Source organism: Pedobacter sp. AK013, assembly GCF_014205835.1.
In the GTDB taxonomy this organism is placed as follows: Bacteria; Bacteroidota; Bacteroidia; order Sphingobacteriales; family Sphingobacteriaceae; genus Pedobacter.
Window position 1 is genome coordinate 43,020 of the sequence record NZ_JACHCQ010000035.1, and the last position, 21,139, is coordinate 64,158.

At 40.9% G+C, this 21,139-nt stretch carries 11 protein-coding genes; 9 read left to right on the top strand and 2 right to left on the bottom strand.

Annotated features, from left to right (window positions below):
- Window positions 1-9: 9 nt before the first annotated feature.
- From HDC90_RS20475 to HDC90_RS20510, 8 genes are all read left to right on the top strand, one after another.
- Window positions 10-1,770, top strand: a complete 1,761-nt coding sequence (locus HDC90_RS20475; protein ID WP_184469692.1) for a RagB/SusD family nutrient uptake outer membrane protein — start codon at window positions 10-12, stop codon at window positions 1,768-1,770.
- A gap of 41 nt (window positions 1,771-1,811) precedes the next feature.
- Window positions 1,812-2,780 (top strand): DUF5627 domain-containing protein, encoded by a 969-nt coding sequence (locus HDC90_RS20480; protein ID WP_184469694.1) that lies wholly within the window; start codon window positions 1,812-1,814, stop codon window positions 2,778-2,780.
- A 13-nt stretch (window positions 2,781-2,793) separates the two neighbouring features.
- Window positions 2,794-4,476, top strand: a complete 1,683-nt coding sequence (locus HDC90_RS20485; protein ID WP_184469696.1) for an endo-1,4-beta-xylanase — start codon at window positions 2,794-2,796, stop codon at window positions 4,474-4,476.
- A gap of 265 nt (window positions 4,477-4,741) precedes the next feature.
- Window positions 4,742-6,298, top strand: a complete 1,557-nt coding sequence (locus tag HDC90_RS20490) for a glycoside hydrolase 43 family protein (RefSeq protein ID WP_184469698.1) — start codon at window positions 4,742-4,744, stop codon at window positions 6,296-6,298.
- 159 nt (window positions 6,299-6,457) lie between these two features.
- The gene (locus tag HDC90_RS20495) at window positions 6,458-8,422 is read left to right on the top strand and encodes a sialate O-acetylesterase (protein ID WP_184469700.1); all 1,965 of its coding nucleotides are present in this window, start codon (window positions 6,458-6,460) and stop codon (window positions 8,420-8,422) included.
- 672 nt (window positions 8,423-9,094) lie between these two features.
- Window positions 9,095-12,199, top strand: coding sequence for a TonB-dependent receptor (locus HDC90_RS20500; RefSeq protein ID WP_184469702.1), 3,105 nt, complete (start codon window positions 9,095-9,097; stop codon window positions 12,197-12,199).
- Between the two features lie 12 nt (window positions 12,200-12,211).
- Window positions 12,212-14,146, top strand: coding sequence for a RagB/SusD family nutrient uptake outer membrane protein (locus HDC90_RS20505; protein ID WP_184469704.1), 1,935 nt, complete (start codon window positions 12,212-12,214; stop codon window positions 14,144-14,146).
- Between the two features lie 279 nt (window positions 14,147-14,425).
- On the top strand, window positions 14,426-17,344 hold the full coding sequence (locus HDC90_RS20510) for a glycosyl hydrolase 115 family protein (RefSeq protein ID WP_184469706.1): 2,919 nt from the start codon (window positions 14,426-14,428) through the stop codon (window positions 17,342-17,344).
- 277 nt (window positions 17,345-17,621) lie between these two features.
- Here the strand turns inward: HDC90_RS20510 and HDC90_RS20515 are convergent, their stop codons facing one another.
- Together HDC90_RS20515 and HDC90_RS20520 are read right to left on the bottom strand one after the other, a co-directional pair.
- Window positions 17,622-18,740: an alpha/beta hydrolase-fold protein gene (locus HDC90_RS20515; RefSeq protein ID WP_255497781.1), complete on the bottom strand. Its 1,119-nt coding sequence runs from the start codon at window positions 18,738-18,740 to the stop codon at window positions 17,622-17,624.
- Between the two features lie 260 nt (window positions 18,741-19,000).
- Complete coding sequence (locus HDC90_RS20520) at window positions 19,001-19,591, bottom strand: GIN domain-containing protein (RefSeq protein ID WP_184469708.1); 591 nt, start codon at window positions 19,589-19,591, stop codon at window positions 19,001-19,003.
- 448 nt (window positions 19,592-20,039) lie between these two features.
- Between HDC90_RS20520 and HDC90_RS20525 the strand changes: the two genes are divergently transcribed.
- Window positions 20,040-20,930, top strand: a complete 891-nt coding sequence (locus tag HDC90_RS20525) for an ROK family protein (RefSeq protein WP_184469710.1) — start codon at window positions 20,040-20,042, stop codon at window positions 20,928-20,930.
- The last annotated feature ends 209 nt before the right edge of the window (window positions 20,931-21,139 follow it).

Here is a 21,139-nt window from a genome sequence, read left to right on the forward strand (position 1 = left end):
TATCTTGAAATGAAAAGATTAAAACTTCTTTGGTGTGTAGTTGCCCTGCTCTTTTGCACCAGTTGTAAAGACATGCTAGAGCCTGAAATAGAGAACAATCTTGATCTGGAAAGCACCACCAACAATGCATCTTACGCGCAAGGTCTGCTATTAAACGGCTATAACCGCATTCCAACCAACAGTTGGTCGTTTAATGATGTAAGCACCGATGATGCGGTAACTAATGATAAAAACAACGCTTACCTTAAAATTGCGACCGGGCAGTGGACAGCAATTAATAATCCGTTATCGCAATGGACCAATTCTAGAGCTGCAATACAATATCTTAACTTGTTTTTTTCGGTAACCGACCAGGTAAAATGGGCTGTAGACCAAAACATAAACAAAATGTTTAATGATAGGATGAAAGGAGAAGGGTACGCGCTCCGGGCTTTGTTTAATTTTTATCTGTTGCAGGCACACGGTGGAAAAGGCGCCAATGGACAACTTTTAGGTATACCAATAGTGCTTCAGCCTGAAGGCCTTGATGCCGATTTCAATAAGCCAAGAGCCACGTTCGATGATTGTATGGCACAAATTTACCGGGATCTTGATATGGCCGAACAATTACTTCCGATTGATTTTGAGGATATTGCAACAGATGCCCAAGTACCAGCAAAATATGCAGGTGTAGGCAAGGATAATTATAACCGTGTTTTCGGATATTATTTTAGAGGACGTATAACTGCACGTATTGCCAAGGCTATCAGAGCCAAAGCATCACTATTGGCCGCAAGTCCAGCCTTTAATCCTTCTGCAATTGCCAAATGGGAAAAAGCAGCAAATGATGCTGCGGCGGTAATTGATCTTAGAGGAGGATTGGTAAATCTTAATTTAAACGATATCAAGTGGTACGACAAAGATGCTGGTATTGATGGTTTAGCCTCTGGTGTAAATCCATCAGAGATTTTATGGCGTAGCGATGTTGGTAGCGGTAATGATTTAGAAAGAAGTAATTTTCCGCCAACACTTTTTGGTAGCGGCAGAATAAACCCTACTCAAAATCTGGTAAATGCATTCCCTATGGCTAATGGCTATCCCATTTTGGAAAATAATAGTGGTTTTGTAGCAGCTAGCCCTTACGATAACAGAGACCCCCGATTAAAGCTTTATATTCTTGTTAATGGTGGTACTTCCGGAACTTCAGGTAGTGTGATAAATACCTCGGCCAACGGAACAACTAACGATGCGCTTAATAAAGTAGAAACTTCTACCCGAACAGGGTATTATATGCGTAAACTACTTAGACAGGATGTTAATCTTAATCCCTCATCAACAACAAGTCAAAAGCATTACAATCCTCGAATACGCTATACCGAAATTTATCTGGCCTATGCTGAGGCCGCCAATGAGGCTTGGGGGCCGCTAAGTAATGGTACACACGCATATTCTGCTTACGATGTAATTAAAGCCATACGCAAGCGGGCAGGTGTGGGCGTATCTAATAACGATGCTTATCTCGAGTCCATAAAATCAGATCAGGTAAAGATGAGGGCGTTAATCAGAAATGAGCGTAGATTGGAACTTTGTTTCGAAGGATTTAGGTTTTGGGATTTGCGCAGATGGAATGCAAACCTGAACGAAGTGGCTCAGGGTATAAGCATAATAGCACCAGCATATAATTCAATTAATGTAGAGAACAGAGCCTACCAAAATTATATGGTTTATGGTCCGCTGCCTTATAGTGAAATTTTGAAGTACAACAACCTTGTTCAAAACGCAGGGTGGTAGCTTTTACCACCAATGTAAATGATGAATTAAACTCAAAAATGATGAAAAGAAGAATAATGTTTTTATTAGCGGTTTCCGTACTCTTATGCTCGTGTAAGAACCAAGACTGGGAATTCCCTGATTATGGAACCCAAACCGTATATTTTGCATACCAGAGCCCTGTTCGTACCATTACCCTTGGCGAGGATATATATGATACCTCACTAGACAACCTGCACCGTTGCGAAATCATGGCTACAACAGGTGGTGTATATGAAGTTAAAAATGATATTAGTATTGGTGTAACGGTAGATAATACCCTGGCCAGCAATCTGAGTTTTGGCGGTGCCGCAAATGTGGTAGCTATGCCGGCAAACTACTACAATCTATTGGGCAGCTCTATCACTATACCTAAAGGCAAAATAGCTGGAGGTGTACAGGTACAGCTAACCGATGCATTTTTTGCTGACCCGCTCGCACTGAAAAATACCTATGTAATTCCGCTCCGGATGACTTCGGTACAAAATGCCGATAAGATTCTGGAAGCCAAGAATTATACGCTGTACGCCATTAAATATATTAACCCCTGGCATGGCTATTACCTGCGCCGGGGTAAAGATATCATCACCGGTAAAAACGGCAATACAAGTTTAAATAAAACCGTTAGCAGGCACATGACCTATGTTGAAAGTGATGAGGTTAATCAGGTTATTACCACCTCTCTAAAATCCAATACATTTGATGCGGTATTTAAAGATAAAGACAACCGCAATATCACCTGCAAATTGCTGCTTACTTTCGATAATTCAGGAAACTGTACGGTATCTGCTGCTGATAATACGTTTACGGCTAGCGGAAATGGCAAGTTTATCAAGCGGGGGGAAAAGAACAGTTGGGGAAATACCGATAGAGATGCCCTTTATCTGAATTACAACATCGATCTTACCGACATGTCTGTAAACACTACTGATACACTCGTAATGCGCAACCGTGGCGTAACGATGGAAACCTTTAATCCGGTTAAAAAATAAAATGTTAATCAAGATGAAAAATATTTATAAAATTGCCTTAATCATCGGTCTTCCGGTTTTATCGGTATCCTGCAAAAAGCAGGAAGCACTTGATTTTTCTGTTGAAAAACCTACATCAATAGCTGCACAGGAACAGATTGATGCTTACAATGCATTGAAATCTTATTTCAACTGGTCGGCCAATCCTAATTTTAAACTGGGAGTAGCCACATCACTTACCGAATACAATAACAAAGGGGTATTATATCGCCTGGCGAACAGCAATTTTAACCAGATTGTAATTGGTTATGAAATGAAACACGGCGCCATTGTTAAAGATGATGGCAGTATGGATTTTGATAATGTGAAGAAATTACTGGAGAATGCTAAAAATTCCGGAATGGAAGTGTACGGACATACCCTTTGCTGGCATGCCAATCAAAATGCCAAGTACCTCAATAGTTTAATTGCACCTACTGTAATTAAAGGTACCAGCGGGCCGGCGCTTGAGGATAACCTCATTAACAATGGTGATTTTGAATCAGGAAATATTTCAGGCTGGTTTGGCTGGGGAAATAGTTCTGTTAGGGACGTTTCGGCAAAGGGTGATGGATATGGTGGTACAGGCTATGCGCTTACCATGTCTAATCCTAAAGCGGTTAATTCGTGGGAAGCACAGACTGCCATGGATTTTACAACTCCATTTCAAAACGCTTCAAAATATAAACTAAGCTTTTATGTTAAGGGAAGTGTAGCTGGATCTGCCTCTGTAGCGGCACAAGAAACCAAAAGCTACGGCGCAGATGATTTCGGTTCTTTTGATGTTTCAACCGATTGGAAGCTGGTACAACTGGAAAAAACCATCACTGCCGGTGATAGAACACGCCTGGTTTTTAGTTTTGGAGCGTATGCCGGTAAAATTTATATAGATAAAATATCACTTAACCGTGTAAATCCAAATGGTGGTGATAAAATAATTGAAAAAACGGCCGACGAGAAAAAAACTATTTTAACAAGTGCACTCGATAAGTGGATTGCTGGAATGCTTGCTGCCAGCAAAGCCAATGTAAAAGCATGGGATGTGGTAAATGAACCAATGTCTGACTGGCCAGATCCATCACAGTTGAAGACCGGAGTAGGTAAAACGAATATAGCTGCCGATGAATTTTATTGGCAGGATTATTTAGGTAAAGATTATGCTGTGGTTGCCTTTAAACTTGCACGCCAGTATGGTAATGCTTCTGACATTCATTTTATAAACGATTATGGATTAGAAAGTAGTCTTGATAAATGCAAAGGACTGATTGATTATGTAAAATATATTGAAAGCAAAGGCGCCAAGGTTGATGGCATCGGTACACAAATGCACATCGGTACAGAAAATGATAAAGCAAAAATAGCCGAAATGTTCAAATTGTTGGCCGCCACAGGCAAATTGATAAAGGTATCAGAACTGGATCTCGGCGTTTCGAATAAGAAGACAGCTGCTGTAACACAAGAAGAATACAAAGCACAGGCAGAAATGTACCGTTATGTGATTGATAAATATTTTGAGCTTATACCGCCTGCTCAACGTTATGGAATTACGATCTGGAGTCCGTTAGATAGTCCAGCCAGTTCTTTTTGGAGACCCGATGAACCAATTGGACTTTGGACAGGAGGCTTTGTGCGTAAACCCGCTTACGTAGGTGTTGCAGAAGCACTCAAGGGCAGGTAACTTTTTTTATTCGTCATTGTGAGAAGGCTTTATCAGCCGACGAAGCAATCTTTATAGCGAGAAGCGCCAGCAGGAAAGATTGCTTCGTTGTTCCTTCTCGCAATGACGATGTTTTTGGGTAACCTGTCTTCGGTAGCTTGCCGAAAGGTTGATTTAGATATACTTTTATATGTTTAAATGTTTGATCAGGTTCTGCTCAACGAGGCACTTTAGAGAAACTTGTTTTATGTTACAGCCTCTTTAATAAATCAAATTTACCCCAATTATGAAAAATCTGGTATTTTACCTGTACATTGTACTTTTAAATGGGCTGTTTCATTTTACCGCCCATAGTCAGCTCGCTACAAATCCTATCATCGCTGCTGATGTACCCGATCCATCGATCATTCGGGTAGGAAAAACCTATTACATGAGCAGTACAACCATGCATATGAGCCCTGGTCTTCCTATTATGAAGTCTACTGATCTCGTAAACTGGAAGATAGTAACTTATGTTTACGACACACTGGCAAATACTGATCAGCTAAATTTAAATAATGGTAAAAATGATTACGGGAGGGGATCATGGGCCAGTAGTTTACGCTACCATGAAGGTCGGTTTTATGTAAGTACTTTTTCTGGTACAACCAACAAAACATACATATATTCTACTACAAACATTGAAAAAGGCCCGTGGAAAAGGTCTGCCTTTAGTCCTGCGCTTCATGATCATTCCTTGTTTTTTGAAAATAACAGGGTATTTATGGTTTATGGGGCAGGTAAAATTATGCTTACGGAGTTAAATGCAGATTTTTCAGGGATAAAAACAGGTACAAGTCCTAAGGTATTAATAGAAAATGCTACCCAGATTGCTGGCAATAACCCCGGCTTACCTGCTGAAGGTTCGCAACTTTTTAAGGTAAAAGGAAAATATTATCTTTTCAATATTACCTGGCCAAGAAACAGTATGCGTACGGTAATTATTCATAAAGCCGATAGTCTATTGGGGCCATATACCGGAAGAATCGGTCTTCAGGATAAAGGGGTAGCACAGGGAGGATTAATTAGTACCTCTGAAGGGCAGTGGTTTTCCTACCTTTTCCGCGATTATGGAGCAGTTGGTCGAATTCCTTATCTCGTTCCCGTTAAATGGGAGCAGGGCTGGCCTGTTCTTGGTGTAAATTCTAAAGTGCCAGATTCACTTCACCTGGCTAAAAACTTAAGTCCTATTCCAGGTATTGTAGATTCTGACAACTTCGATGGCACAGGCGAGGGAAGCGGTCTTAAAAAAGTCTGGCAATGGAATCATAATCCAGATCACGCTAACTGGTCGCTCTCCAGAAGAAAAGGCTATCTGGTGATACAAACCTCCAGGATTGATACCTCGGTGCTTTGGGCTAGAAATACGCTTACCCAAAGAACGGTAGCGCCGGCAAGTTCTGCCGAAACCAGTATAGACTTGGAAAATATGAAAGTAGGAGACTGCGCCGGAATGTTACTGCTTCAGAAAAAATATGGCTGGATTGGCGTTAAATCTTTAAAAGAGGGTCTAGTCATTGTGGTTACTACAATGAACGATAATCAGCCTGTAGAAAGCATTAAAATTCCACTAAAACAGCAGAAAATTTATTTAAAGTTGAGCTGTGATTTTAAAGATCGCCAGGATCTGGCTTCCTTCGCTTATAGCTTAGATGGTAAATCATGGAATACAGTTGGTGAAAAACTAAAAATGTCGTACACCATACCGCACTTTATGGGGTATCGGTTCGGTCTTTTCAATTATGCAACGCAGCAAATTGGGGGACATGCTGATTTTGATTATTTCAATATCAAAGTTAACTAGTCTGGGCGCTTATAGGATAATACAAATCTACTCCTAAAGGGAACTGGAGTAAGATTTTACATATTAGTAAAATCAATTTTGAACATTAATTGCAGTATTATACTCAAATGGCAAAAAAAAGTTCTGTGCCGTTGGATAGTTTTGGAAATTGATAAGAATATGAAAACAAAATTAATTTTATGCTGCTTAGCCTGGCTACTGGTTTTCAGTTTTTCAGCCTCGGCCAAGGTAACCTTACCTCAGTTGGTATCCAGCCACATGGTGCTCCAGCGGGAAACTCCCCTCACCATATGGGGATGGGCAGCAGCAAAAGAAAAAATAACGATCAGTTTTAACGGAAAAACATATAGGACCACCACCAATGCACAAGGCTCATGGTTTGTGAAAATGAGCAAGATAAAAGCTGGTGGTCCTTTTAAAATGATTATTAAAGGTGAAAATATAATTACCCTGGATGATATCCTAGTGGGAGATGTATGGTTTTGTTCAGGGCAATCTAATATGGCCCTGCCAATGGAACGGTTAAAAGAAGCTTATCCGCAGGTGATTGAAAAAGATCATTTCCCTTTGATCAGGAACTTTTTCGTTCCAACTAAAGCAAACCTGTCTGGAGAATCGATCGATCTTCCTCCAGGAAAATGGGTTCCTGCCACTGGTACGGGTATATTAAGTTTCGGAGGAACAAGTTATTTTTTCGCAAAAACGCTCTTCCAAAAATATAACATTCCGATAGGCATCATCAATTCGAGTGTTGGGGGCACCCCTATTGAGGCCTGGATGAGTCGCGATGCGTTTTTGATGAATCCCACGCAGATGAAAAAAATAGACAATTTCAGGGATTCGGTATTTATGGCCAATTACCAAAAAAATATTAAAGAGAAGAACCTGGCAAGGCCGGCATTGGCTCCCATAGTTGATGAGGGACTTTCTGGCCCGGTAAAATGGATCGATCCGGATTTTAATGCCAGCGGCTGGCGAAAATTTTGGATGCCGGGCTACTGGGCTGATCAGGGAATCAAGAATTTGAACGGGATTTTTTACTTTAGAAAAGAACTGCAAATTCCTGAAGAAATGAGCGGACAGCAGGTTAAGCTCTATCTGGGGCGCATTATAGATGCTGATTCAGTGTTTCTTAACGGTAAATTTATCGGTAACACTACTTATCAATATCCTCCCCGCAGATATGTTATCCCTGCAGGTTTGTTAAAAAGCGGGAAAAATATCCTTATTGTTAAAGTTGTAAGTAGCAGCGGTAAAGGAGGCTTTGTACCGGATAAAAACTATTCCCTGCAGACTTCAGAGAAAAAGATAGACTTACGCGGTGAATGGAGTTTCGAAGTGGGCTATGCTCAGCCAAAGCAAAACCGGGGTTTTAATGGTGAGGCCGAAATGCCCTTAGTGGCACAGAATGAACCAACCGGATTATTCAATACCATGGTTGCACCAGCTGTAAGATTTGCAATAAAAGGTTTTCTCTGGTATCAGGGCGAAGCGAATACCGGTGATCCGAAAGCATACGGGCAATTGTTGCCTGCGCTTATAAAAGACTGGCGTAATAAATGGAAGCAGGGAGATTTGCCTTTTATCTATGCACAGTTGCCTAATTTTATGGAAGCCAGCTATTTGCCCGAAGAAAGTAGTTGGGCACAATTTAGGCAAAGCCAGCTGCAGACACTTTCAGTACCGAATACAGGGATGGCTGTGGCCATTGATGCTGGTGAATGGAATGATATCCATCCGCTGGATAAAAAAGACGTAGGTGAGCGTTTGGCACTATGGGCCTCACATTTAGCCTATCAAGATCAACAGATTACGTATTCTGGACCTATTTATAAATCAAACCATGCAAATGGATCGGAATTGATTATAAATTTTGATCATAGTTTGCCTGGGTTGATGATTAAAGGATCTGATAAATTGAACGGTTTCGCCCTTGCGGGTGAGGACAAGGTTTTCTATTGGGCCCAGGCCAGGATAGTGGGGGATACAGTTGTGCTCACAAGTCCCATGGTCTCAAAGCCGGCATTTGTCCGCTATGCATGGGCAGATAATCCCGATCGTGCTAATTTATACAACAAGGCTAATTTACCAGCTTCTCCTTTTGAAGCGGAAGTTAATAAATAGAGATAGCTGATGTGTACTTGGAAACTTCTGCATAGCGCTGTGGGTAAGATTAGGTTTGGTCATAAAATGTACTTTTTTTAACCATCATAGAACAATAAAAATCGAGAAATCTTCTTCACTTTTTGCGTAGTTAGTCTTTAATCTGGGCGGACTGAATTCAAAAAAAATAAAAAAATTCAACCGATTGCATAAAGTGGATTTTTCATCTTTTTTGAATATTATACCCGCTTATAAGTCAATTCTATACGTCTTATTTAAACAATTGGTTGGTTAAGTTTATTGTTGAGGTAAATATATGATGCCGATTTTCTATTAAAAAACTGCCTTAATTTATGTGTTTAGGCGGTTTTTGGTTTGCGCTTTAGATATTTAAACCCACGGATTTTCATTTTTACCACATCATTTGTTGTACCAGTGGCTTGCTTTTTCAGCTGATTTTTTTGCCACCCCAAGGGCAATAGCTCATTTTCGATTTGAACATTTATTCTATTAATATGCACAATCAAATCATGAGCGGATGGGCAATCTAAATATCTTTATCAGAGAATAAATCTGAATTGAACCAGCAAAGGATAATTAATTTTTGGTGTGTGATTTAAGCATGCACTTGCTGATTTTCCAATTAATACAGCTGGTCTTTTCTTATTCTTTAACCATTATAAACCATTTATTATGAGAAGTGAAATTTTACAATTTTCTGTAACATCACGTTGGAAATTTTTCAGGTATCTCCCCAAAGTGATGTTATTGGCAGCACTGATATTTTCAGCTTTTATTGCACAGGCACAAACTGTGGTAAAAGGTAAAGTTGTTGATGAACAAGGTATACCATTGCCAGGTGTGGGTATCGTTTTAAAAGGAACCGGTACAAGTACATCATCTCAGGATAACGGAAGTTTTTCTATTACCACAACGGGGGCTAATCCGGTTTTGGTATTCTCCTATGTGGGTTATACCAGCAAAGAAGTCCCGGTGAAAAATCAAACTTTAATAAATGTCACCCTTCAACCAAGCGCGGCAGAACTTGGTCAGGTTGTGGTTGTAGGTTACGGTACCCAGCGCAAAGAAGCTGTTACAGGTTCTGTAGCCTCTATTGCTGGAGAAAAAATCCGTGAAGTGCCTGCGCCTAATATTGCTCAGGCCATCCAGGGACGTTTAGCAGGTGTTAATATTTCTCAAACTTCAACCAAACCAGGTGCCACCATGCAGATCCTGATCCGTGGCCAGCGTTCGCTTTCGGCAAGTAACGATCCGCTTGTGGTATTGGATGGAATTCCGTTCCCTGGCTCCATTGGTGATATTAACCCCAACGATATTAAAAGTATTGATATCTTAAAGGATGCATCTGCAACCGCTATTTACGGCTCAAGAGGTGCCAACGGGGTAATCCTGCTAACTACCAACAGGGGACAGACTGGAGCGCCCGCTAAAATCTCTTACAATACCTATACAGGTTTACAAACCTTATTTGCAAAATATCCGATGATGAACGGACCTGAATTTACTGCACTGAGGAAAGCGGCAGGGCTATTTACAACACTTGGTGTTGATGAATCGAATGATGTGAATACAGATTGGCAGGATTTATTTTATAATAAGAATGCTATTGTAACCAGTCATGATCTGGGTGTAACCGGTGGTTCGGCAACCAGTAACTATAGTTTTGGCGGAGGGTATTATAAAAACCAAAGTTTAATTCCTACGCAGCAGTATACCAGGTATTCGATGAAAGCATCGCTGGATCAGCAAATTGGTAAACTTTTTCGTGTCGGATTTACTACCAATAATAATTACAATATAAGTGAGGGTAACCAGGTTGGTATTTATGGCAACTTGAGTAATACCCCTATTGCAAACCCCTACAATGCTGATGGAAGTTTAAAGCGTACCATCAGAATGCCACAGGATGAATCTTTTATTTACACCAATGGCATTGTAAAGAATCTGCATGACCAGTGGTTGAACGAAACCCGTGGTTTTGCAACTTATAATTCATTTTACGGTGAGGTTAAAATTCCGGGGGTTGAAGGTTTAAAATACCGTGCCAACCTTGGTCTGGATTTTATCCAAAGCAATAACGGCAACTTCACCGGTGTTGGGGTGGGCAGTACTACAGCAACTACAGTTTCTACAGCTGGGGTAAGTAACTCGCAGACCTATCACTGGACTTTGGAGAATTTAATCACTTACGACCGCAGTTTTGGAAAACATAGTTTCAATGCCGTTGCTTTATATTCAGCAGAACAAAATAAATTCAATTCTTCTTCCATGACGGCCAGGGATATCCCTTCTGATGCTTTCCAGTTTTATAATCTTGGGCAGGCAAATGGTGAGATCACAATTGGCAGTGGTACCCCTCAAAATCCACTCTATACCCTAAGTGGGCTGGTTTCCTACATGGGAAGGATTATGTACTCGTATGATAACAGGTATTTATTGAGTGCCACACTCCGGTCTGATGCATCATCGCGTTTGGCGCCAGGCCATAAGTGGCATACCTATCCAGCAGTTTCTGTGGGTTGGAATATGATGAATGAGTCTTTTATGAAAGGCATTACTGCAATTGATAAATTAAAAATACGGGTAGGTTACGGACAAACTTCCAATCAAGCTGTTGCCCCATATCAAACACTGGGTGTGCTTAGTACCCGCCCATATAATTTCGGTGATAATACTTATGCAACTGGTTATTATGTATCTCAGCTTCCAAGTCCGGGCTTAGGATGGGAATATTCTGAAACGTGGAATTATGGTTTAGATTTTTCAATCTTAAAAAACCGCATCTCGGGTACTTTTGAATACTATGACACCAAAACCAAAGATATATTACTTAGTGTGGCATTACCTTCTACAGCAGGTGTGGGTAGCTATACGGCAAATATAGGCCAAACTCAGAATAAGGGTTGGGAATTGAGCATTAATGGTGTTATCCTGGAAAATCAGGGAGGATGGACCTGGGATTTAGGGTTCAACATTTCTGCAAACAGAAACAAGCTAACCGCACTGGCTTCCGGACAAACCCGCGATGAAGGAAATGCGTGGTTTGTCGGTCATAATATCAATGCGATTTATGACTATGAAAAAATCGGATTATGGCAGGCAGGAGATCCTTATTTAAATGTGCTTGAACCAGGTGGCAATGTGGGGATGATCAAAGTTAAATATACCGGAGATTACAATGCAAGCGGCGTTCCAACAAGGGCCATAGGTGCTGCAGATAGGCAGATTATTGATATTGATCCAAAGTTTACAGGAGGATTTAATACCAGGGTTGCCTACAAGGGATTTGATCTGAACGTGGTGGGGCTTTTCAAAAGTGGCGGAACATTGGTAAGTACGCTATATGGTTCGGCAGGATACCTGAACTTATTAACAGGCCGTAGAAATAATGTTAAGGTAGATTATTGGACCCCTGAAAATACAGACGCAAAATACCCTAAACCAGGTGGCATTGCAAGTGGCGATAACCCCAAATATGGAAGTACGCTTGGCTATTTCGATGCTTCATTCTTAAAAATCAGGACCATTTCTCTTGGTTATGATTTTAACAGAGATCTGATCAAAAAATCCAATGTAAAGCTGCGCATGTATCTAACGGTACAAAATCCTTTTGTCATGTTCTCCCCTTATCACAGGGAGTCTGGTATGGATCCTGAAACTAACTCTTTTGGTGATGAAAATCAGGCTGTTAACTCTTATCAGCGAAGAATTTTGACTATTGGTACCAATACACCTTCAACCCGAAATTATGTTGCAGGTCTTAATTTAACATTTTAGAATAAATAGGATATGAAAAATATACAATTAAAAACCGCCGCAGGTATTTGGTTACTAATGGTCATCTTTTCTGGTTGTTCCAAAATTCTGGAAGAAGAACCGCGCAGCATTTTTACGCCAGACTATTTTAAAACTGTTACCGGTGTAAATGGTGGGTTAACTTCTATGTATGCGCACTTGCGAAACATGTATGGTCAGTCGTATTTCTATAATTCTTTGATAACCGGTACCGATGAGGCTACCTGGGGCAAAGATGCCGATGGAAACTTTAAAGATATGGATTGCTCTGGAGTGGGGTCTATTTTATCAACAAGTTATCCGAGCAGTGTATTGTGGAGTGAGGCATTTCCAAACATTAACAATGCCAGTGGAATAATCGAAAACGCCAGTGCAGCAGGTATATCAAGTGCACTTGTGGCCGAGGCTAGGTTTTTCCGTGCTTTCGATTATTTTCTTTTGGTGCAAACTTTCGGTGGGGTTCCGCTCGATTTAGGCGCCGGAGAATTAAAATTTAATACCAATCCGTCAAGAACTTCTATGAGAAATACTGTACCTGTGGTTTATACCAAAGCTGTGTTTCCTGATCTTATAAAAGCCGCGGCAGATCTGCCTACAACGGGAAGGGTTACAGGCGGTGTAACCAAGGTTGCTGCACAGCTTTTTTTATCAAAAGCATATTTAACCTATGCATGGTGGTTGCAAAATCCCAATAATATTCCAACCTATCCCGAAACGGCAAGAACTGACCCTGATGGACATGATGCGAACTGGTATTTCCAGCAGGCTTACGATGTGGCTACTGCTGCAATCGAAAACCCAGGTACATTTGGGCTGATGGATACCTATTACGATGTGAACTGGGCGGTGAATGACCGTAATAAAGAAATGTTATTGTACGCCGATCATACCCAAACGAGCGAGAAATTTAATGGCGGTAGTTTAACCTTTGGAAGCGGGGGTGCGCCAGATAATTTTGCAGGCTGGATGATGACCTGGAACTATCCGAATATCCGTAGTGGAGGCATCAGTTCTGTTCAGCGTGAAGCCGAGCAGCATTTAGGCCGCCCATGGAACCGTATGGCACCAACAATTGAGGTATTGAAAAATACCTTTGCCGATAAAACACTGGATTCGAGATATGATGGTACTTTCACCACCGTTTACCGAGGTAATTGGCCTAAAGGCTACAATCCGCCATCAAGTGCGCCTGCGTCATTGGTTAACGCAAATGGATTATCGGTAGTGCCGGGAGATGCAATACTCACTTTTCTAAATACAGATAACCCTGCTATCGTTTACCCAGCGGGTGCGGGTATCAGTAATGTAGGGGCAGGTATTCTGCCTGGAAGGGCTGATTACGTGGTGGCTCCAGGCGGAATCAGCAGAATTGTTTATCCAGGACTTTGGAAATTGGGCCCTTATCGCACCGATAATGGCACAGGACTAGGGCAACCAAACGCGGGCAGTACACGCCCTTTTCCAGTAGCTAAATTTTCTGAACTTTACTTTGTTGCAGCAGAAGCAGCAGTAAAAGGAGCTACAACCAAAGCTGGCAAAAGTGCCCGCGAACTCATTAATGTGATTCGTGCAAGAGCAGGTAAATGGCGCTTTGATAACAATGGAAATGTGGCTAAAGTTGAAGATAACAGTGCGGCAATGGTTGCGGCTACGCCAGCTACAATAGATATTAATTATATTTTGGCAGAACGTTCAAGAGAATATTATGCTGAAGGCTACCGCAGGTACGACTTGATCCGTACCCAAAAATGGGCTGAGCTTTCTGCCACATATACCATTGCAGGAATTGCCTATGGCGATCACACGCCACAGACAGTAACTCGTACAATTACGCCAGCATTATATCTACGTCCTATACCTCAGGCGCAAATAGACGGAATGCAGATGAGCGCAGATGAAAAAAAGGCTTACCAGAATCCTGGTTATTAAAAAATACTTTGGTTTAGTTTGGTGGGCGGCGTCAATCGATGTCGCTCATTCGTTTTTATAAAGGAGCCTGCCTTTTCCTGCCGCCAGAATATTTTGGGTAAATAAAAACCCGAAAATTTGATTTTCAAACTTAATTGAGTTTTCTGTTAAACATTTAGGCAATTGGTTTGCGCTATCCTGAAATAGAAAATTCCAACTGCTACAACGTTGCTTCCATATCTAACATATCTTTCGTTTCTAACAAATAACCATAAATCAAGAACCTAATGTATTCCCCTAATGCAAGTAAATTCTTTTAAAAAAAACCGTGTTTTCTTCGCGCTTCTTATCCTTTTCACTTTTTGGGTTGATTACACGAAAGCCCAGACAAGTTTGGGCTTGGAAAAACAATTTATTCATGAAACCAGAAGTAATAAAGAAGATTTTGTACTGATAGAAAATGGAAAAACGGCGAATATTTTTTATGATGCAAATGATTATAAGGGCGTTACGAGGGCGATTGGTGATTTAGGTCAGGATTTTTTCAATGTATCGGGCGTAAAGCCAGAATTGAAAAGCATTAAGCCTTTGGAGAAGGTTATTATTCTAATCGGAACACTGGGCAAAAGCAAACTTATCGATCAGTTGATCAGTTCCGGAAAGCTCGACAAATCGAGCATTTCTGGCAAGTGGGAGAGCTTCTTGATATCGACTGTTAAAAACCCATTTCCCGGAGTTGACCAGGCATTGGTTATTGCGGGAAGCGACAAAAGGGGAACAATATACGGCATATACGAATTATCTGAGCAGTTAGGGGTGTCTCCATGGTACTGGTGGGCTGATGTTCCACCTAAAACCCGTAAAAGTGCATTTGCTGTTTCCGGAAGTTATAGTTCAGGAGAACCTGCAGTGAAATACCGCGGAATATTTATTAATGACGAAGCCCCGGCAATGACGGGTTGGGCCAAAGAAAAGTTTGGTGGGATGAACAGTAAAATGTATACCCATGTCTTTGAGCTACTGCTTCGTTTGAGGGGCAATTACCTTTGGCCAGCCATGTGGAGTAATGCATTTAATGAAGATGATCCCGAAAACCCGCGTCTGGCCGATGAATATGGTATTGTGATGGGTACCTCCCACCATGAACCGATGATACGTGCACAACAGGAATGGAAGAAACACGGTGATGGCGCCTGGAACTATGCAACAAACCCTCAAGGTTTAAATGCTTTCTGGCAAGATGGGATTAAAAGAAACAAAAGCTACGAAAGCTTGGTGACTATGGGCATGCGGGGAGATGGAGATGAACCCATGGTTGAAGGTGGAGATATGGCATCCAATGTGAAACTGCTGGAAAATATTATCGCTAATCAGCGTAAAATTCTTGCTGAAAATATGGAAAAGCCCGCAGAACAGATACCACAGCTCTGGGCTTTATACAAAGAGGTAAAAGACTATTACGATTTCGGGATGAAAGTTCCTGATGATATTACCCTGTTGTGGGCTGATGATAACTGGGGCAACTTACGGCATTTGCCCACCGTCCAAGAGCGCAATCGGAGCGGGGGATCTGGGATATATTATCATTTTGATTATGTTGGTGCACCAAGAAATTATAAATGGTTGAATACCACCGCTCTGCCAAAAGTTTGGGAACAGATGAATTTGGCCTATAATTATGGCGCCGACCGTATTTGGGTAGTAAATGTTGGCGATCTGAAACCAATGGAGATTCCGATAGAGTTCTTTTTACGGATGGCATGGAACCCCAAAGCGATGGACCGTGAAAAGCTGGCTGATTTTCTGCTGCACTGGGCAACACGTGAATTTGGATCTGGCCAGGCCAAAGAAATTGCAGATTTGGTACACTTATATTCTAAATATACAACCAGGCGCAAACCCGAATTGTTAGGACCAGAAACTTTTAGCTTGATAAACTTCGGTGAAGCTCAGCGTGTAGCCATGGAATGGAGCGCATTAAGCAACAGGGCAGAGCAGGTGAATAACAAGTTACCACAACAGTACAAAGATGCGTTCTATCAATTGGTACGCTATCCAATCGAGGCGATGAAAACGGTGACGGATTTATATATTGCTGTTGGTAAAAACAGGCTGTATTTTAAACAGGGAAGGGCTGCTACCAATCTTCAACATCACCTTGCGCTTAATCTTTTTAAACAGGACCAGCAGCTTAGTGATGAATACAATCTTAAAATAGCAGGCGGTAAGTGGAATCATATGATGGATCAAGTAAGGATTGGTTACACCAGCTGGAATGATCCAAAGAAAAATATCATACCCAAAACAGATGAAATTCAGGTGCCTTCAAAATCAGGCTTTGGAGTAGCAATTGATGGTTCATCCGCTAGCTGGCCATCAACATCGAATGTTCCAGCGCCCACACTTCCGAAATTTGAATCTTTAAATAAATTTCAGTGCTACTTTGAAGTTTTTGCAAAGGGATCTGCTCCCATCAATTTCAAACTGAAATCTGATCACTGGATTCGTTTGAAAAAGGAAAGTGTTCCCGGAACAAATGATTATAAAGTATTGGTGGATATTGATTGGACTAAACTCGGCAGTGGAAAGCATCAGGGTAAAATTCAGATATCAAATGACTCGATCCTGGTAGTGATAAAAGTTGAAGCCAACAAGGCAACACCTAAGCAGTTGGCAGAAGCAAAAGGAACCTTTGCCAGTTTAGGTGCGCCAATTGCATTTGAGACTTTCCGAGCAAGTAAGAAGGTAAGCAAGAATGGCATAAGCTGGCAAGCTATACCAGGTTATGGAAGAGGAAGTTCGGCTATGTCGATTTTTCCTGTCACTTCAGCATCGCTTGAAAAACCTGGTACCCCAGAATTAGAATATCCTGTTTTCTTTTCCGAAAATGGTGCGGTTAAAATTGATCTTGTGGTTGGACCGACTGTAAATTTCTCCCCGGAAGGCTTAAGGGTTGGAATCTCTGTAGATGGTGCGGCACCTCAAATCCTGACCATTATAGCCAAGCCTAGTGCCTCAGGATCTGATGCAAGCTGGGCAAACGCAGTTAAGGATAATGCAAGAACGCTTACTTCTTCACATTTCCTTAAAGTATCAGGTAGGCATACCATCAAAATATGGATGGTTGATCCGGCAGTGGTATTAGAGAAAATAATAATATACAAAGGGGAACTTCCAACTAGTTATCTCGGGCCAATAGAAAATGAGATGATAAGATAGTTATTCAAGATAATTTAGCATGAGTTTTGGGCCAATCTTTTTGATAAACTGAGTTCGATTAATAATCTGTTATGAAGATGTTTTATTGAAAATTTTTATTTCTGGTCGTCACCCTGACCTATAGCGCTGCGTACCGCTACACAGTAAATTCATCAGGAAAAATGCTGACCACTAAGTAGTGAATCTGAATAAGTAATTATAAATCAAATGTTTACATTCGACAAATAATCGAACTCAATTTCATTGCAATCAGCCTGGTTGTTAGGATTATCTATATCTATTTAAATAATAGCGGAGCAAGTTCACGCAGGCTCCGGCGCCAGGTCTGAAATTCGTGGCCAGTATTTTCCGAAACATAAGAAACTGCATGATAGCCCGCTTCCTTTAATGCTGCAACAGCATTTTTTACGCCTTCAGGACGTTCTTTGCTTCCACAGCTAATGAAGATTAATCGCGGTTTTGCTTTGTCTTTCAGCTCGGAAGGGTTGAATGTACCGCCACTCAGTAGCGCATAATAGCCAAAAAGTTCCGGTTTGTTAAGCGTAATGGTATGCGTTTCCATACCACCCATTGACAGTCCTGCCATAGCACGACCGTTTGCAGTTGATATCGTTGAAAAGTTGGTGTCAATATACGGGATGAGTTCTTCGGTTAATAAGGTTTGAAAACCATCGATCTTAAAGTCTTTCATATGCCCCCATTTGGTTTCATTTGTCATTCCGTAGGTCATAACGATGATAAATGGCTTACTTTTCCCTTCTGCAATCAGGTTATCCATGATCAGGTTCACCCGGCCCTGATTACTCCAGGCAGTTTCGTCTTCGCCCCATCCATGTTGCAGATACAGCACCGGAAATCGTTGTTTATCTTTGCCATAGCCTGGCGGAGTGTAAACGTACGCCCTGCGTGAGGAATTTGTACTCTTTGAAGGAAAAAGTATTTGCTGCACATTTCCATGAGCTACATTTTTATTGGCGTAAAAATCTTCATCCTTAGCAGGAATTTCAATTCCACTTTCCCATCTCGACGAACCAAAATAATTCATCGCGCCGGGATCATTAAATACTCCACCGTCAATGGTCAGATGATAATAGTGAAAACCTTCATCCATTGCACCGGCGGTGGTACCGATAAAAAATCCGTCGGCAGTTTTGGTGAGTTTAGTTCCTCCCTGCCCCCCAAGGCCAAGGCTTACCCTGATACTGTCTGATTGAGGTGCTTTGATGCGGAATCGGGCGTAGCCTTGAGAATTAACCTGCGGAAATTGTTGGCCGGGCTGATTCGTTGCAGAAGGTTTAAAGTCTTCCTTAATCGTCTCTGTGTTATTTTGAGCCTGGCATATGCCATAGCTAAGGCTTGCTCCTAAAGCAATTATAATAAATTTGAATTTCATCATATTTGGTTAATTAAGTTATTTGGTACTCCTTCCCTCCTAAATGAAGTGTTAAGCAGATTTCCTAAAGATAATTGATGTATCTATTGAGGATTGCGCAGATTGTTTAGTTTTATAGCAGAAATGTTTAAGGTATTCGTATAACTATTTAGCAATCCTTTTGCGGAGACAACACTCGTTAATTATGCCAAATGTTTGGCTTTCGTGGCGAACAAAAAAGGCGGCCCGTAACCGGACCACCTGAACCAAAAATATAATTCTTTTTATTTGCTAAGTGTGGCTAATGCATTTTCAGTATTTAAGCTGGTTTTTGTGTTAGCTGCAACAAATTTGTCCATAGTCAGCTTTTGTTCTTTGCCCATTACCAGCATATGGTCGCCAGTTGAGCCAGTTAGCGTTAAATCAGCCTGATCTTCAATCACCGTATACAATCCTTCAGTTTGTGAATTTAAGTCTAACGATGCATTTCCACTTAGAAAAACCTGTAGATATTGTGTATTGATTTTACCTTGTGTTTTCACTTTTGCATTATCCATTGCTTGGATACGGTAAATATCATTTACATAAACGGTAAGTTTTGCAGTGCTATTATCCAAAGCGGTAATTTCTAAACCATCTCCGTTCTGTATTACCTTTGCTTGGCCAGTGTTTTCATCTGCATAACTGATGCCTGTACGTTTTCCCTGTATAATGGTCAGCTCTACATTTCCATTTACTTTGATGCGTTTGAAGTGCAGTGCTTTTGAAGCGTGAACAGGTTTGGTGGTTTCAGCCGCGTGAGCTGATAATACTGCTGAAGTAGATAATACCAATGCTAAAGATGATGCGAATAATGTTTTGAATAAAGTTTTCATATGCTTAAGTTTTAATTTTTATAATATTTTATTGATTGTTTTGATATTAAGACGTGCAATTGAAGGAAACGTTTCAGGGCAAATCGCAGCTTTATACCAGCCCCGAAAGCTAATCGACGAACACCAGGAATTTAGAGACAAAAAGATGGTGGTACTTAGAAATTTTTTGCATTTTCTTTCCTGAATGGATCAAATAGATTCTCTTTCTACTTCGAGGATAAGTCTTATAGTTGTCTGTGTGCCGGTGCTTTTCCAGTTTCAGCAACATGCCATTTATAAAAGCACACCTGCTTTTGCTAATTTCTAGGTATGATTGCCGATGCTGAACTAATGATTTACGGTTAAGAAATAAAAGCTGGAAGAGTATAGAACGGCGCTTTTTATGTCTTTATTTATATGGTAGATATGTCAATAGGCATAGATAGTGTTATAAAAAATACATCAACTGATGAATAGAAAAATAAAGCCACTTATGATAGGTGTTGATATCGGTGGCTCACACATTACAGCTGCGATCATTGATTTTCAATCAAATTCCGTTTTAAACCACTCCCGAGTACGCAGCCATGTTAATACGCATGGCACAAAAGAAGATATATTGGCCACATGGATCAGCTTGCTTAAAAATATTATCGGAAACCATTCCACAGAAGAGATTCTACTTGGGATTGCCATGCCAGGCCCCTTCGATTACACAAATGGGATATCGCTGATCAAGAACATGAACAAATACGAATCGTTGTACCTTGTTGATATAAAGGCCGTTTTAATTGATCAGTTGGGGCTGCTGCCCGAGAATATTATTTTTAGAAATGATGCAGAAGCTTTTCTGCATGGAGAAGTTAACGTGGGTAATGCTTTGGGATTCGATAAGGCTATAGGGATCACATTGGGTACCGGACTGGGGTCTGCCGTAAGTATTGCCGGGAAAACCACAGATGCAAACCTTGGGGTGAGTTTATTTAAGAACGGGATAGCGGAGGATTATATTTCTACCCGCTGGTTTGTGAAACGCTATGAAGAACTCTCCGGTAAGCAAGTAAAGGATACAAAATCTCTTGTCGATTTATATGATCATGATCCTATAATACCTGTACTCTTTAACGATTTTGCCAGAAGCCTTGCAGATTTTCTTTTCCCTTTTATCGTGGCGCACGATGCAGAAGTGGTTGTCATTGGAGGAAATATTGCCAAAGCGCATACTTTGTTTCTGAACAAAACCCAAAAGACACTCCGTCAGCAGGGAATCCAGGCTGAATTGAGGATAACCTCACTATGGGAAGATGCTGCGATGCTTGGTGCTGCTTACTCACATGTGACAGGGATTCTGGCTTCGTAAAAGACTGTTTGCAATTTCTTAATTTATCTCATTTATGAAGCTACCGTGTGGACACATTTTTCTATGATGGATTTCTTTTGCTCCTTTGTTTGAGGCGATCGTCATGCTGAATTCATTTCACTGTTGTCCGGTTAAAATTGATTATTGAAGATAAATAAGGCTTATTGGCTAATTAAGGTTGTTTATGTTTTAAAATCTATTTCTAAGGT

What these genes read in the sequence shown, in the direction of transcription:
- HDC90_RS20515 (WP_255497781.1), bottom strand. Translation starts at nt 18,740, where the DNA reads ATGATGAAATTCAAATTTATTATAATTGCTTTAGGAGCAAGCCTTAGC.
- HDC90_RS20510 (WP_184469706.1), top strand. Translation starts at nt 14,426, where the DNA reads ATGCAAGTAAATTCTTTTAAAAAAAACCGTGTTTTCTTCGCGCTTCTT.
- HDC90_RS20475 (WP_184469692.1), top strand. Translation starts at nt 10, where the DNA reads ATGAAAAGATTAAAACTTCTTTGGTGTGTAGTTGCCCTGCTCTTTTGC.
- HDC90_RS20490 (WP_184469698.1), top strand. Translation starts at nt 4,742, where the DNA reads ATGAAAAATCTGGTATTTTACCTGTACATTGTACTTTTAAATGGGCTG.
- HDC90_RS20480 (WP_184469694.1), top strand. Translation starts at nt 1,812, where the DNA reads ATGAAAAGAAGAATAATGTTTTTATTAGCGGTTTCCGTACTCTTATGC.
- HDC90_RS20500 (WP_184469702.1), top strand. Translation starts at nt 9,095, where the DNA reads ATGAGAAGTGAAATTTTACAATTTTCTGTAACATCACGTTGGAAATTT.
- HDC90_RS20485 (WP_184469696.1), top strand. Translation starts at nt 2,794, where the DNA reads ATGAAAAATATTTATAAAATTGCCTTAATCATCGGTCTTCCGGTTTTA.
- HDC90_RS20525 (WP_184469710.1), top strand. Translation starts at nt 20,040, where the DNA reads ATGAATAGAAAAATAAAGCCACTTATGATAGGTGTTGATATCGGTGGC.
- HDC90_RS20495 (WP_184469700.1), top strand. Translation starts at nt 6,458, where the DNA reads ATGAAAACAAAATTAATTTTATGCTGCTTAGCCTGGCTACTGGTTTTC.
- HDC90_RS20520 (WP_184469708.1), bottom strand. Translation starts at nt 19,591, where the DNA reads ATGAAAACTTTATTCAAAACATTATTCGCATCATCTTTAGCATTGGTA.
- HDC90_RS20505 (WP_184469704.1), top strand. Translation starts at nt 12,212, where the DNA reads ATGAAAAATATACAATTAAAAACCGCCGCAGGTATTTGGTTACTAATG.